Origin of the sequence: Delftia sp. K82 (genome assembly GCF_002193035.1) — a bacterium.
Taxonomy (GTDB): Bacteria; Pseudomonadota; Gammaproteobacteria; order Burkholderiales; family Burkholderiaceae_C; genus Comamonas; species Comamonas acidovorans.
Genome location: NZ_MYFL01000001.1, coordinates 3,322,382 through 3,337,154, shown reverse-complemented (window position 1 = coordinate 3,337,154; position 14,773 = coordinate 3,322,382). Strand labels below are relative to the sequence as shown.

The 14,773-nt window shown below is 66.1% G+C and carries 15 protein-coding genes; 13 read left to right on the top strand and 2 right to left on the bottom strand.

Annotated features, from left to right (window positions below; all coding sequences use genetic code 11):
• Positions 1–31 precede the first annotated feature (31 nt).
• The 4 genes from KDK82_RS14690 to KDK82_RS14675 all read left to right on the top strand — a co-directional run bounded on the left by KDK82_RS14690 (position 32) and on the right by KDK82_RS14675 (position 4,880).
• Positions 32–781, top strand: a complete 750-nt coding sequence (locus tag KDK82_RS14690; RefSeq protein WP_088165301.1) for an enoyl-CoA hydratase/isomerase family protein — start codon at positions 32–34, stop codon at positions 779–781.
• A gap of 182 nt (positions 782–963) precedes the next feature.
• A complete protein-coding gene (locus tag KDK82_RS14685; RefSeq protein WP_088165300.1) occupies positions 964–1,932 on the top strand; it encodes a tripartite tricarboxylate transporter substrate binding protein in 969 nt (322 codons plus the stop codon).
• A gap of 163 nt (positions 1,933–2,095) precedes the next feature.
• Positions 2,096–3,283 (top strand): CaiB/BaiF CoA-transferase family protein, encoded by a 1,188-nt coding sequence (locus KDK82_RS14680; RefSeq protein ID WP_088165299.1) that lies wholly within the window; start codon positions 2,096–2,098, stop codon positions 3,281–3,283.
• 43 nt (positions 3,284–3,326) lie between these two features.
• Entirely contained in the window at positions 3,327–4,880 is a 1,554-nt protein-coding gene (locus KDK82_RS14675; RefSeq protein WP_016453080.1) for a malonyl-CoA synthase, read from the top strand.
• Positions 4,881–4,988: 108 nt separating this feature from the next.
• On the opposite strand, the gene KDK82_RS14670 is transcribed toward KDK82_RS14675, so the two are convergent.
• The gene (locus KDK82_RS14670; RefSeq protein WP_016445196.1) at positions 4,989–5,432 is read right to left on the bottom strand and encodes a universal stress protein; all 444 of its coding nucleotides are present in this window, start codon (positions 5,430–5,432) and stop codon (positions 4,989–4,991) included.
• Between the two features lie 116 nt (positions 5,433–5,548).
• Here KDK82_RS14670 and KDK82_RS14665 point away from each other — a divergent pair, with 116 nt between their 5' ends.
• The 9 genes from KDK82_RS14665 to KDK82_RS14625 all read left to right on the top strand — a co-directional run bounded on the left by KDK82_RS14665 (position 5,549) and on the right by KDK82_RS14625 (position 13,902).
• Positions 5,549–7,984 (top strand): cation-translocating P-type ATPase, encoded by a 2,436-nt coding sequence (locus tag KDK82_RS14665; RefSeq protein WP_088165298.1) that lies wholly within the window; start codon positions 5,549–5,551, stop codon positions 7,982–7,984.
• A gap of 163 nt (positions 7,985–8,147) precedes the next feature.
• Positions 8,148–8,285 carry a cbb3-type cytochrome oxidase assembly protein CcoS gene (gene ccoS / locus KDK82_RS14660; protein WP_013803228.1) on the top strand — a complete coding sequence of 46 codons (138 nt, stop codon included), beginning with the start codon at positions 8,148–8,150 and terminating at the stop codon, positions 8,283–8,285.
• 63 nt (positions 8,286–8,348) lie between these two features.
• A complete protein-coding gene (gene ccoN / locus KDK82_RS14655) occupies positions 8,349–9,785 on the top strand; it encodes a cytochrome-c oxidase, cbb3-type subunit I (RefSeq protein WP_063326627.1) in 1,437 nt (478 codons plus the stop codon).
• 19 nt (positions 9,786–9,804) lie between these two features.
• Complete coding sequence (ccoO, locus tag KDK82_RS14650; protein ID WP_012204624.1) at positions 9,805–10,437, top strand: cytochrome-c oxidase, cbb3-type subunit II; 633 nt, start codon at positions 9,805–9,807, stop codon at positions 10,435–10,437.
• An 11-nt stretch (positions 10,438–10,448) separates the two neighbouring features.
• Positions 10,449–10,586 (top strand): cbb3-type cytochrome c oxidase subunit 3, encoded by a 138-nt coding sequence (locus tag KDK82_RS14645; protein ID WP_012204625.1) that lies wholly within the window; start codon positions 10,449–10,451, stop codon positions 10,584–10,586.
• A 27-nt stretch (positions 10,587–10,613) separates the two neighbouring features.
• On the top strand, positions 10,614–11,531 hold the full coding sequence (gene ccoP / locus KDK82_RS14640; protein ID WP_012204626.1) for a cytochrome-c oxidase, cbb3-type subunit III: 918 nt from the start codon (positions 10,614–10,616) through the stop codon (positions 11,529–11,531).
• Positions 11,532–11,608: 77 nt separating this feature from the next.
• Positions 11,609–13,063, top strand: coding sequence for a cytochrome c oxidase accessory protein CcoG (gene ccoG / locus KDK82_RS14635; protein ID WP_013803227.1), 1,455 nt, complete (start codon positions 11,609–11,611; stop codon positions 13,061–13,063).
• Positions 13,064–13,120: 57 nt separating this feature from the next.
• Entirely contained in the window at positions 13,121–13,435 is a 315-nt protein-coding gene (locus KDK82_RS14630) for a FixH family protein (protein WP_012204628.1), read from the top strand.
• Positions 13,436–13,614: 179 nt separating this feature from the next.
• A complete protein-coding gene (locus KDK82_RS14625) occupies positions 13,615–13,902 on the top strand; it encodes a hypothetical protein (RefSeq protein ID WP_013803226.1) in 288 nt (95 codons plus the stop codon).
• A gap of 81 nt (positions 13,903–13,983) precedes the next feature.
• Here the strand turns inward: KDK82_RS14625 and fnr are convergent, their stop codons facing one another.
• Positions 13,984–14,703: a fumarate/nitrate reduction transcriptional regulator Fnr gene (gene fnr / locus KDK82_RS14620; protein ID WP_034391808.1), complete on the bottom strand. Its 720-nt coding sequence runs from the start codon at positions 14,701–14,703 to the stop codon at positions 13,984–13,986.
• Positions 14,704–14,773: the final 70 nt, after the last annotated feature.

The window sequence follows — 14,773 nt, the reverse complement described above, 5'->3', positions numbered from 1 at the left end:
TCAAATATATCTGATTGACTGACTGATACATATGACGCCCAGACTCGACATCCAGGATCACCTGGCCACCATCACGCTGCAGCGCCCCGAAGCGGCCAACAAGCTGGCCCCCGAAGACCTGGGCACGCTAGTCGCGCATGTGGAGCTTATCAACCGCCGCGACGATGTGCGCGTGCTGGTGCTGCGCAGCGAGGGCAAGTACTTTTGCAGTGGCTATGATATATCAGAGATCCAAGGCAGCCAGACCGAGGGCAGCAGCTTCGGCGAGATGGTGGACGCCATCGAGCAATGCCGCGCCGTGACCGTGGCCGCCATCCACGGCGGCGTCTACGGCGGTGCCACCGACATGGCCCTGGCCTGCGACTTTCGCGTGGGCAGCACGGCGGCCGAAATGTTCATGCCGGCCGCGCGCCTGGGCCTGCATTTCTACGCGGGCGGGCTGGAGCGCTATGTCTCGCGCCTGGGCCTGGACACGGCCAAGCGGCTGTTCCTGACCTGCGAGCGCATCCAGGCCCCGGAGATGAAGGCCTGCGGATTCCTCACCCATCTGGCCGAACCCGCCGCCTTCGATGCGGCCGTGGCCCAGCTCACCGGCACGCTGGCCGCCATGGCGCCCATCCCTTTGTTCGGCATGAAAAAGCACCTGAACCTGATTGCGCGCGGCCGCCATGACGTGGCCGAGATCACGCGCGAGGTGCAGCGCAGCATCGCCTCCGAAGACCTGCAGGAGGGCGGCCGGGCCTGGCGCGAGAAACGCAGCCCGGAGTTCAAGGGGCGCTGAACCGCATCCTCCCGCATACACGCAGATTGCCCGTGGTGCTGCCTACCGCCCACAGCCCACGGAACCGGCGCGGCCCAACCCGGGAACTCCGAAGAAGGACCGCTCCCGCACCGAGGGTGTCGTCCCCCTTTGGGGGAAGGCGCGCAGCGACTCAGGGGGTATCAATAAAGAGGAGACAAGCCATGTTCAAGCGTTTTGCACTGTCGTTGCTGCTGGCCGGATTGGCCGGTGGCGCGATGGCCCAGTCCTATCCCGCCCGGCCCGTCACGCTGGTCGTGGGATTTCCGCCCGGCGGCGGTGCCGACGCGGTGGCGCGCATCGTGGCCGACAAGGTCGGCAAGATCCTGGGCCAGCCCCTGCTGGTGGACAACCGCCCGGGCGCCGGCACCACGCTGGCTTCCGAGCATGTGGCGCGTGCAGCGCCCGACGGCTACACGCTGCTGCTGGGCAGCGCCAACATCTATGGCTCGGACCAGCTGCTCTACAAGAGCGCTCGCTATGAGGGCGCGCGCAATTTCACGGGCATCACGCGCTGGAGTTCGGCCCCCATGCTGCTGGCCGTGCGCAAGGATTTTCCGGGCCGGAGCGTGGGCGATCTGGTGGCGCTGGCGCGCAGCCAGCCCGACAAGCTCAGCTATTCCTCCTCGGGCGCAGGCGTGATCACGCACCTGGCCACGCTGTCGTTCGCGGGCGCCAGCGGCGGCCTGCGCATGCTGCATGTGCCGTTCAAGGGCGGGGCGCCATCGATACAGGCCGTGGCCGCTGGCGATGTGGACCTGACCTTCGGCACGCCGCCCTCGGTGCTGCCGCTGGCCCAGGCGGGCAAGCTGCGCATGCTGGCCGTGAGCACGGCCGAACGCTCGCCGCTGTTCCCCGATCTGCCGGGCATGAAGGAGTCCGGCGTGCCGGGCTTTGACTACACGTTCTGGTTCGGCCTGTTCGCCCCGGCGGGTCTGCCCGAGGACGTGGCGAAGAAGCTGTTCGATGCCAGCACCAAGGCGCTGGAAGACCCCGATGTGAAGGCCAGGCTGGCCAAGCAGGGCAATCTGGCCGCGCCCTCGGCATCCCTAGAGGAATTCCGTGCCTGGGCCCTGAAGGAAGGGCAGGAGTCCAAGGCCCTGACCCAGCGTTCCGGCGCCGGGCTGCAGTGAGACACCCCCTGAGGCGCCACGTGCCTTCCCCCTCTCGCTTCGCGGGGGGGACGACACCCTCGGTGCGGGAGCGGCCCTTCCTCGGTGTCCTGGTCTTGGGCCCCGCCGGTCCCATGGGTTGTGGGTGTCGCGTCAAGCAATAGATAACGATATGGAAATCCCTATGAATGAACAAGCCACGGGCCTGCCGCTGGAAGGCCTTACCGTCATCGACCTCACGCGCGTGCTGGCCGGCCCCATGTGCACGCAGATGCTGGCCGACCTGGGCGCGCGCGTGATCAAGGTGGAGCAGCCCGGCACGGGCGACGATGCGCGCGGCATCGGGCCGTTCGTGGACGGGGGCTCGGCCTATTTCCTCTCGGTCAATCGCAACAAGGAGTCGATTGCGCTGGACCTCAAGCAGCCCCAGGACCGCGAGGTCTTCGAGCGCCTGCTGCAAGGCGCCGATGTGCTGGTCGAGAACTTTCGCCCCGGCACCATGGACAAGCTCGGCTATGGCTGGGAGGCCCTGCATGCACGCCATCCCCGGCTGGTGATGACCTCGGTCTCGGGCTTTGGCCAGACGGGACCCTACAGCGGCTTTCCCGCCTACGACATGGTGGTGCAGGCCATGAGCGGCATGATGAGCGTGACCGGCCACCCGGACGCCGGGCCCTGCCGCGTGGGCGTGTCCATCGGCGACCTGGGCGCGGGCCTGTACGCGGTCATCGGCACACAGGCGGCCTTGATGCGCCGCTCGCGCACGGGGCAGGGCGAGCGCGTCGATGTCTCCATGCTCGACTGCCAGGTGGCCTTGCTGGAAAACCCCGTGGCCCGCCTGGGCGCGCTGGGCAGCGTGCCGGGGCCTATCGGCACGCGGCATCCCTCCATGGCGCCCTTCGATGTGTTCGCGGCGCAGGACGGCTGGTTCGTCATCGCCGTGGGCAGCGATGCGCTGTTTCGCAAGCTCTGCGGCCTGCTGCAATTGCCCGAACTGGCGCAGGACGCGCGCTTTGCCGGCAACGCGCAGCGGTGCGAGCACCAGGCCGAGCTCAAGGCCGCGCTGCAGGCGCGCCTGCGGGACAGTCCCAGGGCGCATTGGCTGGGGTTGCTCACTGATAATGGCATCCCGGCGGGGGAGTACAACAGCGTGGCCGACATCGTCGAGCACCCCCAGGTGCGCGAGCGCGGCATGCTGGCCCAGGTGCAGACCCCCAGCGGCCAGACGCTGCGCGTGGCGGGCAATCCCTTGCAGGCCTCGCTCGGCCAGCCCCTGGTGCGCAGGCAGCCGCCCGCGCTGGACGCGGACCGCGAGCGCATCCTGCGCGAGCTGTCCGTGGCGCCGCCTTCGCCAATCCATGAACGTGCCTGAGATTTCCCGGTCCCCAGCGGATTCTTCCTTCTTCTTCACAGCCATGACCAACCGCAATCTGTTCGCTGCCTTGCGCGCCGCCTTTCCCCAGGATCTGCAAAAGTGGGCCGTAGAGGCCATAGGCGCTGACGGCGCCAGCCTGTTCTACAGCTGGGCCGACCTGGACCGTGGCAGCGCGCGCATGGCCAACCTGCTGCAGTCGCTGCAGCTGCCGCCCGCCAGCCGCATTGCCGTACAGGTGGACAAATCGGTGGAAGCGCTGATGCTCTACTTGGCCACGCTGCGCAGCGGCCATGTCTTTCTGCCGCTGAACACCGCCTACCAGGCCGCCGAGATCGAGTACTTCGTGGGCAATGCCGAGCCCGCCGTCGTGGTCTGCACGCCGGCCAATTTCGGCTGGGTGTCCAAGATCGCCTTCACCTCGGGCGTGGCCCATGTCTACACCCTGGGCGACGACCGCAGCGGCACGCTGCTGGAGCGCGCCGCCCACCATGGCGACGAGCAAGAGGTGGTGGAGCGCGGCGAGGACGACCTGGCCGCCATCCTCTACACCAGCGGCACCACGGGCCGCAGCAAGGGGGCGATGCTCACGCACGGCAACATGCTGTCCAACGCCGAGACGCTCAAGGACTACTGGGGCTGGCAGGACGGCGACGTGCTCATCCACGCGCTGCCCATCTTCCATGTGCATGGCCTGTTCGTGGCCATCCATGGCGCGCTGCTCAACGGCAGTCCCATGATCTGGCTGGCCAGGTTCGAACCCGGCACGGTGATCTCGCGCATGCGTGACGCCACCGTCTTCATGGGCGTGCCCACGCTCTACGTGCGCATGCTGGCGGACGCGCGGCTCACGCGCGAGGCGGCGGCCCACATGCGGCTGTTCATCTCGGGCTCGGCACCCATGCTGGTGGAGACGCACCGCGACTGGCAGGAGCGCACCGGCCACGTCATCCTGGAGCGCTACGGCATGAGCGAGACCATCATGCTGACCTCCAACCCCTACCGTGCCGATGGCCGCAACGGCGGCCAGTCCGAGCGCCGCGCCGGCACCGTGGGCTTTGCGCTGCCCGGCGTGGGCGTGCGCATCGTGGACGACGCAGGCCAGCCGGTGGCCGTGGGCGAGATCGGCAACATCCAGGTGCGCGGCCCCAATGTGTTCAAGGGCTACTGGCGCATGCCCGAGAAGACGGCCGAGGAGTTCACGGCCGATGGCTGGTTCCGCACGGGCGACGTGGGCAAGCTCGACGAGCGGGGCTATGTCAGCATCGTGGGCCGCAGCAAGGACCTGATCATCTCGGGCGGCTACAACGTCTATCCGGCCGAGATCGAAGGCTTCATCAACGAGCTGCCCGGCGTGGCCGAAAGCGCCCTGGTCGGCGTGCCGCACCCCGACTTCGGCGAGGTGGGCGTGGTGGTGGTGGTGCCGCGTCCCGGCGCTTCGCTCGAGCCCCAGGCGGTGGTCGATGCGCTCAAGGGCCAGCTGGCCAATTTCAAGATTCCCAAGCGCTGCTTCGTGGTGCAGGAGCTGCCGCGCAACACCATGGGCAAGGTGCAGAAGAATCTCCTGCGCGACCAGCACAAGCAGTTGTTCGCCTGAGTGGTCGCCAAGGCGCGGGTCGCGCCCTGGCCTGATTGAAAAAGCAAAAGGCATCGGCGCCGCCGATGCCTTTTTTTGTGCAGCGAAAGCCGAAGCTGCCGCTACCCTTCAGCGCAGTACCAGCACGGGAATGTGGGTGTGCGTGAGCACGTGCTGCGTCTCGCTGCCCAGCAGCAGGCGCTGCAGGCCCTTGCGGCCGTGCGAGGCCATGACGATGAGGTCGCAGTCGCGGCGCTTGGCCACGTCGATCACGCTTTCGGCCACCAGGTCGGACTTGACGATCTCCGTGGTCACGTGGACCTTGAGCGCCTGGCCCTTGGCGTGGATGGCATCCAGCACGGTCTGCGCGTTGGCCGTCCACTGGCCTTCGATGCGTTCGATCTGCTTGAGATCCACGGTTTCGCCGCCTTCGAAGTAGCTGCGCGGATAGTGCTGGACCACCTTGACGACGATCACGCTGGCGCCGCACAGCGCGGCAAGGCCCAGGCCGCTGTCCACGGCCTTGTCGGAAAGCTCGGAACCGTCGGTGGCGATCAGGATGCGGTTGTACATGCGTGCTCCTTTCGTGTGTGCTGATGGGTGGGACGAAGTCAGCATAGACCCAACCATGAGTTAACGGTTGATTAATGTCAATACGCTTATCATGCCCCCCGATTACGCTAAGAACCATGCCCCACACCATTGCAGCCCCATCCAGCGAGGCGGCGGTGGCGGCGCCTGATTCAGGTCTCTCGCCCTCGCAGCAGGCCACGGCCCGACTGCTGGATGATCCGCAGGAGTGGAGTTCGTTCGGACGGCCCGCAGGCCCCGCAACTCCCGCCGACCCTTCCAAAGAACCCACCGATTTCCCTGCCTGGGATTCGCACGTCGTTCTGGAGGGCATGCACTGTGCCGCATGCGCGCTGACCATCGAGGATGCGCTGCGGGCCGTGCCCGGGGTGGAGAAGGCCGAAGTCAGCGCAGCCACGCGCCGCGCGCGAGTCACTTGGCGCCACGAGCAGGTGCTTCCATCCCAGTGGATGGAGGCCGTGCGGCGCGCCGGCTACCAGGCGCTTCCTGCACGCGATGCCTTTGCGCGCGAGCGCCGCCAGGCCGAAAGCCGCCGTGCGCTGTGGCGCTGGCTGGTGGCCGGCTTTTGCATGATGCAGGTGATGATGTATGCGTGGCCCGCCTACGTGGCCCGCCCCGGCGATCTGTCGCAGGAGATGGAGACGCTGCTGCGCTGGGCCTCCTGGGTCATCTCGCTGCCCGTGGTGCTGTTTTGCTGCGGACCCTTTTTCTCCAGTGCGCTGCGCGACATACGCCAGCGCCGCGTGAGCATGGACCTGCCCGTGGCGCTGGGCATGCTGATCACCTTCGTGATCAGCTCGCTGGGCACCTTCGATCCTTCGGGGCCCTTCGGCGAGGAAGTCTTCTACGACTCGCTGACCATGTTCGTCTTCTTCCTGCTGTCCGGCCGCTGGCTGGAGCTGCGGCTGCGCGACCGCACGGCCGGCGCGCTGGAAGCCGTGATGAATCGCCTGCCCGATGCCGTGCTGCGCGAGAACGCGGCCGGCCACTTCGAGCGCGTGGCCACGCGCCGCCTGCGTGCCGGCGACCGGGTGCGCGTGCTCAGCGGCGAGGCCTTCCCGGCCGACGGCACCATCGTGCGCGGCCGCACCCATGCCGACGAGGCCCTGCTCACGGGCGAGTCCACGCCCGTGCTGCGTGCCGAGGGTGACAGCGTCACGGCCGGCAGCTACAACCTGGACGCCGTGGTCGATGTGCGCGTGGACGGCGTGGGGGCCGACACGCGCTTCGCCCAGATCGTGGGCCTGATGGAAAGCGCCTCGCTGCAAAAGCCGCGCCTGGCCCAACTGGCCGACAAGGTGGCGCGGCCCTTCCTGGTCGTGGTGCTGCTGGCCGCGCTGGGCGCTGCCATCTGGTGGTGGCCCACCGATCCCGGCAAGGCCATGATGGTGGCCGTGGCCGTGCTCATCGTCACCTGCCCCTGCGCGCTGTCGCTGGCCACGCCCGTGGCCATGCTCACGGCCGCCGGCACGCTGGCGCGCAGCGGCGTGCTGGTGCGCAACCTGCAGGGCCTGGAAGCGCTGGCCGCCGTGGACACCCTGGTGTTCGACAAGACCGGCACGCTCACACGCGACGGCCTGGCGCTGTCCTCGTTCGAGCCTGCGCGCGGCGAGGATGCCGACGAGGTGCTGGCGCTGGCGGCGCTGCTGGCGCGCCAGTCCATGCACCCGGCCTCGCGCGCCATCGCGCAGGCTGGCGCCCATGCCGCGACGCACTGGAAGCTGGACACCATGCAGGAAGTGGCAGGCCTGGGCCTGGACGCCTGGGTGCAGGGCCCGGGCGGACGCCGCCATCTGCGCCTGGGATCGGCCCTGCATGCGGGCGTGGCGGGCGAGCAGCCCGTGCAGGGCGTGTTGCTGGCCGAGCAGACCGAACAGGGCTGGCATACGCTGGCGCGCTTTGTACTCAGCGAGGACGTGCGGCCCGAGGCCGCCGCCGTCGTGCAGGCGCTCGGGAAGCAGGGCATCGCCGTGATGCTGCTGTCCGGCGACCGAGAGGACGCCGCACGCGCCATGGCGGCGCGCGTGTGCATCACCCAGGCCCACGGCGGCTGCAGCCCGCAGGACAAGCTGGAGCGGCTGCAGCAGGCGCAGGCAGCCGGCCACCATGTGGCCATGGTGGGCGACGGCCTCAACGACGGCCCAGTTTTAGCTGGAGCGCATGTCTCTTTTGCTTTTGGTAGAGCAGTGCCGCTGGCACAATCGCGCGCAGATTTCGTTGTTCTGGGTGACAGCCTGGAACTGGTACTCCAGGCATGCCTGTTGTCGCGCCGCACGCTGCAGGTGGTGCGCCAGAACATGGCCTGGGCAGCCGCTTACAACGCGGTGTCGATTCCGCTGGCCCTGGCGGGCTTCATGCCTGCCTGGGTGGCCGGCCTGGGAATGGCACTGAGTTCGCTGCTGGTGGTGATGAATGCCGCGCGCCTTGCGCGCAGCCTGCCACTGGCTGCAACGAATCACACGGGCACGCCTGCTGCGCCCGCAGCGTCCGTCGCGATGAAGACGGGCTCCACCGCAACGGTGGGGAGGTTCTGATGGAAATACACCCCCTGAGCGGCTGCGCCGCTTCCCCCTCTCTCGCTTCGCGGGAGGGGAACGACACCTTCGCCGCGAGGCGGCTCTTGCTCGGTGTCACTGAGCTGGATCGCGCCCGTTTTGGGGGCAAGGCGTGGCGCGTCAGCGCCACGGGGAACTGACCATGGATATTTTGTATTTGCTGATCCCGCTGTCGGTGGTGCTGGTGCTGGCCATCCTTGCGGCCCTGTGGTGGGCCGTGTATCGCGGGCAGTTCGAGAGTGTGGAGCAAGAGGGTGAGCGCATTCTTCGGGACGATTGACGTGGGTCAACACGCCCGGGAGCGAAGAACGTAACACTTTGATAGCAATCTAAGGGGTGCACGATGGATAGTTCAAATAAAAACGCTGTCTATTACGACGATTCCGTCGTAAGGCAGTTCTCTATCATGGCCGTCGTCTGGGGGGTGGTAGGCATGGCTGTCGGGGTGTTGATCGCCTCGCAGCTGGCCTGGCCGGAACTCAACTTCGGCATTCCATGGCTGAGCTACGGACGCCTGCGTCCGCTGCACACGAACGCCGTGATCTTTGCCTTTGGCGGATCGGCGCTGTTCGCAACCAGCTACTACGTGGTGCAGCGCACCTGCCAGACGCGGCTGTTCATGCCCAAGCTGGCCAGCCTGACATTCTGGGGCTGGCAGATCGTCATTCTCGCCGCCGCGATCAGCCTGCCGCTGGGCTACACCCAGGGCAAGGAGTACGCCGAGCTGGAGTGGCCGATCGACCTGCTGATCGCCGTGACCTGGGTCTCGTATGCCATCGTGTTCTTCGGAACCATCGGCATCCGCAAGGTCCGCCACATCTACGTGGCCAACTGGTTCTTCGGCGCCTTCATCATCGCCGTGGCACTGCTGCACATCGTCAACAGCGCGGCCATTCCCGCCGGCTGGATGAAGAGCTACTCGGCCTACGCCGGCGTGCAGGACGCGATGGTGCAGTGGTGGTACGGCCATAACGCCGTGGGCTTCTTCCTGACCGCAGGCTTCCTGGGCATGATGTATTACTTCATCCCCAAGCAGGCTGGCCGTCCGGTCTACAGCTACCGCCTGTCCATCGTCCACTTCTGGGCGCTGATCTTCACCTACATGTGGGCGGGTCCTCACCACCTGCACTACACCGCGCTGCCCGACTGGACGCAGTCCGTGGGCATGGTGTTCTCGCTGATCCTGCTGGCTCCCAGCTGGGGCGGCATGATCAACGGCGTGATGACGCTGTCGGGCGCATGGCACAAGCTGCGCGACGACCCCATCCTGCGCTTCCTGATCGTGTCGCTGTCGTTCTACGGCATGTCCACGTTCGAAGGTCCGATGATGTCCATCAAGACCGTCAACGCGCTGTCGCACTACACGGACTGGACCGTGGGCCACGTTCACTCGGGCGCCCTGGGCTGGGTGGGCCTGATCACCATGGGCTCGCTGTACTACCTGATCCCGCGCCTGTTCGGCAAGACCAAGATGCACTCGGTGGGCGCCATCGAACTGCACTTCTGGATGGCCACCATCGGCATCGTGCTGTACATCGCCGCGATGTGGATCGCCGGTGTGATGCAGGGCCTGATGTGGCGCGCCGTCAATCCCGATGGCACGCTGACCTACACCTTCGTCGAAAGCGTCAAGGCCAGCTATCCGTTCTACGTGATCCGCGTGGCCGGTGGCCTGCTGTACCTGGGCGGCATGCTGGTCATGCTGTGGAACACCTGGAAGACCGCGATCTCGGGCCGTTCGGTGAAGGTGGCCGTGCCTGCAGTCGTGGCCCACGCCTGAGCGTCTAGGAGCATTACTCATGTCCGATCACAACAATAGCGCTCCCAAGAGCTTTTCCCACGAGAAGGTGGAAACCAACAATTTCCTGCTGATCGTTCTGACCCTGCTGGTGGTCGCCGTCGGCGGCATGGTGGAAATCGTTCCGCTGTTCTTCCAGAAGTCGACCACGGAAGCGGTGGCGGGCCTCAAGCCCTACACGCCGCTGCAGCTGATGGGCCGCGACGTCTATCTGCGCGAGGGCTGCTACAACTGCCACTCGCAGATGATCCGCCCCTTCCGCGCCGAGACCATGCGCTACGGCCACTACTCGGTGGCTGGCGAGTTCGTCTATGACCACCCCTTCCAGTGGGGTTCCAAGCGCACGGGTCCCGACCTGCACCGCGTGGGCGGCAAGTACAGCGACGAATGGCATCGCATCCACCTGAACAACCCGCGCGACGTGGTGCCCGAGTCCAACATGCCTGCCTACACCTGGCTGGAAAAGAACAAGGTGGATGACACCGTGGTCGCTCAGCACATGAGCGCGCTGCGCAAGGTGGGCGTGCCCTACAGCGACGAGGAAATCAGCGGCGCTGCCGAGCAGGTCAAGGGCAAGACGGAAATGGACGCCGTCATCGCCTACCTGCAGGTCCTGGGCCGTTCGGTCAAGTAAAGGAGAGCGACATGGACATCACCACCATGCGCATCGTGGCCACGCTGGCCTCGCTGGCCTGCTTCATCGGCATCTGGTGGTGGGCGTTCGCCCGCCGCAACCAGGCCCGTTTCGACGAGGCCGCCCAGCTGCCGTTCGAGCAAGACTGAGTCCCTCCACCAGAACGAGAACTTCCCATGAGCGATTTCGTAAACAACTTCTGGTCGATCTATGTCACGGCGATCACGCTGGGCGGCATCATCGGCTGCCTGCTGCTGCTGTATCTCACCGCACGCAAGAAGGTGGTCCCATCGGCCGACAACACCACGGGCCACGTCTGGGACGAGGACCTGCGCGAGCTGAACAACCCCATGCCCAAGTGGTGGATGTGGCTGTTCATCATCACCTCGGTGTTCGGCTTCGCCTACCTGGCGGCCTATCCGGGCCTGGGCTCGTTCGCGGGCAAGCTGGGCTGGACGCAGCTGGGCGCCTATGAAAACGAGATGGCCAAGGCCCGCGCGGACCTGGAGCCGCTGTACGCCAAGTTCACGAGCATGAGCACCGAAGACATGGCCAAGGACCCCCAGGCCATGGCCATCGGCGAGCGCCTGTTCATGAACAACTGCGCACAGTGCCACGGCTCGGATGCACGCGGCGGCAAGAGCTTCCCCAACCTGACCGATGGCGACTGGCTGCATGGCGGCACGCCCGAGAAGATCAGGGAAACCATCACGGGCGGCCGCATCGGCATCATGCCGCCCATGGCCGCTGCCGTCGGCACGCCCGACGATGTGCGCAACCTCTCGCACTATGTGCTGAGCCTGTCGGGCAGCCCGCACGACTCGCTCAAGGCCTCGCTGGGCAAGTCCAAGTTCACGGCCTGCGCTGCCTGCCACGGCATGGACGGCAAGGGCAACCAGGCCCTGGGCGCGCCCAACCTGACCGATGACATCTGGCTGCACGGCTGGGGCGAGGCCGCCATCACGGCCATGATCAACAACGGCAAGCACAACGAGATGCCTGCCCAGAAGGACAAGCTGACCGAGGCGCAGATCGCGGTGCTTGCTTCCTATGTCTGGGGCATGTCGCACAAAGACGGCGCAGTCCGTCAGTAAGCACAGGGGCGGCGCTGCGGCGCCGCCTTTTTGCGTTTTGAGTTTTCAGATATTTCAAAAAAACAAAGGAACCCACCATGAAGCCCGAGAGCGGGGATGACACCGGGAAGCCTCCCCGCAAAGTCATTCCGATCACGCCGGCCACGCCTGATCCGGGCGAGCTGGTGTCGATGTTCGAGTCGGAAAAGAAGGTCTACCCGCGCTCCATCAGCGGTGTCTTCGCACGCTGGCGATGGGCCCTGGTGTTTCTCACCCAACTGGTTTTCTACGGCCTGCCCTGGCTGGAGTGGGGCCAGCGCCAGATGGTGCTGTTCGACCTCGGAACGCGGCGCTTCTATCTCTTCGGGCTGGTGCTGTACCCGCAGGACTTCATCTACCTGGCGGGCCTGCTGATCATCTCGGCGCTGGCATTGTTCCTGTTCACGGCTGTGGCCGGGCGCCTGTGGTGCGGCTTCTCGTGCCCGCAGACGGTCTACACCGAGATCTTCATGTGGGTGGAGCGCAAGGTCGAAGGCGACCGCAGCGCGCGCATGCGGCTGGACAAGAACGGCTGGACCTTCGAGAAGGCCTGGAAGAAGTCGCTCAAGCAGTTGCTGTGGATCGCCATTGCGCTGTGGACCGGCTTCACCTTCGTGGGCTACTTCGTGCCCATCCGCGAGCTGGGCGGCGAGCTGCTGGCGCTGCAGGGCAGCTGGCAGATGTTCTGGGTGCTGTTCTACGGTTTTGCCACCTATGGCAACGCGGGCTACATGCGCGAGCAGGTCTGCAAATACATGTGCCCCTATGCGCGCTTTCAGAGCGCCATGTTCGACCGGGACACCATGATCGTCAGCTACGACACGGGCCGGGGCGAGCCGCGTGCGCCGCGCACCAAAAAGGTGGACTACAAGGCCCAGGGCCTGGGCGACTGCATCGACTGCAAGATGTGCGTGCAGGTCTGCCCCGTGGGCATCGACATCCGCAACGGTCTGCAATACGAATGCATTGGCTGCGGCCTGTGCATAGACGCCTGCAATTCCATCATGGACAAGATGGAGTACCCGCGCGGCCTGATCCGCCTGACCACGCAGAACGCCATGGCCGGCCTGTGGCGGCGTGCCCAGGTGCTGCGCCGCATCTTCCGTCCGCGCGTGCTGATCTACTCGGCCGTGCTGATCGGCTTGAGCGTGGCCATGATCGTGAGCCTGGCGCTGCGCCAGTCGGTCAAGGTCGACGTGATACGCGACCGGGCGTCGCTGTCGCGCATCGTCGCGGGCGGCAAGCTGGAAAATGTCTACCGCCTGCAGATCATGAATGCCACCGAGCAGGCCCAGCGCTACCGCATCAGCGCCCATGGCCTCGATGGGCTGGAGCTGGCTTCCGAGCAGGAAGTCGAGGTCGGCCCGGCCGAGACGCGCGGCATTGCGGCGCGCCTGCAGATTCCCTACGGTTCGGCCGAGCCGGGCTCGCACACCGTATTCTTCGATATCGATGCCGTGCATTCAGGCGCGGGACGCGCGTCCGAAAAGGCCGTCTTCCTGGTGCCCCGGTGATGTTCCTGGCAGGCGCGGCACGGTCCGCGCCTGCCGCCTGAAAGAAAGAGTTTTCCCATGTCTTCCAGTCCCGCAGTTTCCGCGCCCGCGCAGGCTCCCTCGCACCCCGACGCCGGCAAGCCCTGGTGGAAGTTCGGCCATGTCTGGCTGGTGGTGGCCGGCCCGGCGGCCGTGGTGGTCGCTGCCGTGATCACGGCCATCATCGCCATCAATGGCGCCGATCCCGTGATCGACCCCGACTACTACCGCAACGGCATCACGATCAACGAGCGTGCCGATGGCGTGCGCGAAGTGCCCAAGAGCATGGCGCCCGCCGTCACCGGCCGCAACCATGCGGCCACGCCCGCGCACGATCACCCCACGGACCGCTGATCGCCGTGCACCCCTGCAAGAGGCCGCAGTCGCGGCCTTTTTGCATGGCGGATCGCATCTCCGGCATGCGCGACGGGTGAGGGTTTCCTACAGGCGTGCAGGGCGCTGCGGGGCTTGGCGCCATGCGTTGGCGCGGCGCACAATGAAGGCGACCCCTCGACAGCACAAGGAGATCGCTGATGTTGGCCCAACGCTGGATGTGGATTGCCTGGCCTGCCTTTCTGGCAGCCGCCGTGATGGAGATGCTGGTTTTTGCCTTTGTGGACCCGCTGGAGCTGCATTGGCTCGGCGACCTGGGCTGGTCGCGCCAGGGCATCTACACGCTGGCCTTCTTCGCCTTCTGGGGCGTGACCATGCTCTCCAGCCTGATGACCACCATGCTGGGCCGCTCGGCCCGCGATCTCAATGACGGCGTGGTCTCCGAGCCCGACCCGGACCTGGCCATGCAGGGGCTGGGGCGGGACTGAGCGAGAGCCCGCCGCAATGAACAAGGCCCGCTGTCGCGGGCCTTGTTCATTGGCGGATGAATGCTTGCCGCCCTTGCAGCCTCACTGGCACTGCTGGCTGTTGACGATGCGCTTGAGCGCCTCCGTGTCCAGGATGCGCAGATGGCGCTGGCGCACCTCGATGATGTTGTCGTCCGCGAACTTGGAGAAGGTGCGGCTCACCGTCTCCAGCTTCAGGCCCAGGTAGCTGCCGATTTCCTCGCGCGTCATGCGCAGCACCAGTTCGGACTTGGAAAAGCCCCGCGCATGCAGGCGCTGCACCAGGTTGAGCACGAAGGCGGCCAGGCGCTCTTCGGCGCGCATGCTGCCCAGCAGCAGCATCACGCCGTGCTCGCGCACGATCTCGCGGCTCATGACCTTGTGCACATGGTTTTGCAGGGCCGTGACCTCGCGCGACAGGTCTTCCAGCTTGTCGAAGGGCATGACGCAGACTTCGGCGTCTTCCAGCGCGACGGCATCGCAGGTGTGGTGGTCGTTGACGATGCCGTCCAGGCCAATGATCTCGCCGGCCATCTGAAAGCCTGTGACCTGGTCGCGTCCGTCCTCGGTGGCCACGCAGGTCTTGAAGAAGCCGGTGCGGATGGCGTACAGCGAGGTGAATGTCTCGCCATTGCGAAACAGCAGGCCTCCGCGCTTGACCTTGCGGCGCGTGGCCACGATGTCGTCGATGCGCTGCATCTGCTCGGCATCCAGGCCCATGGGCATGCACAGTTCGCGCAGGTTGCAGTTGGAGCAGGAGGCTTTGATGGTCTGAAGGTTCATGGAGTGATAAACATCAGCGGCACACAGCGTGCCGGCGGTGACCTCGTGGATTGCGATGAGTTGGATCAAA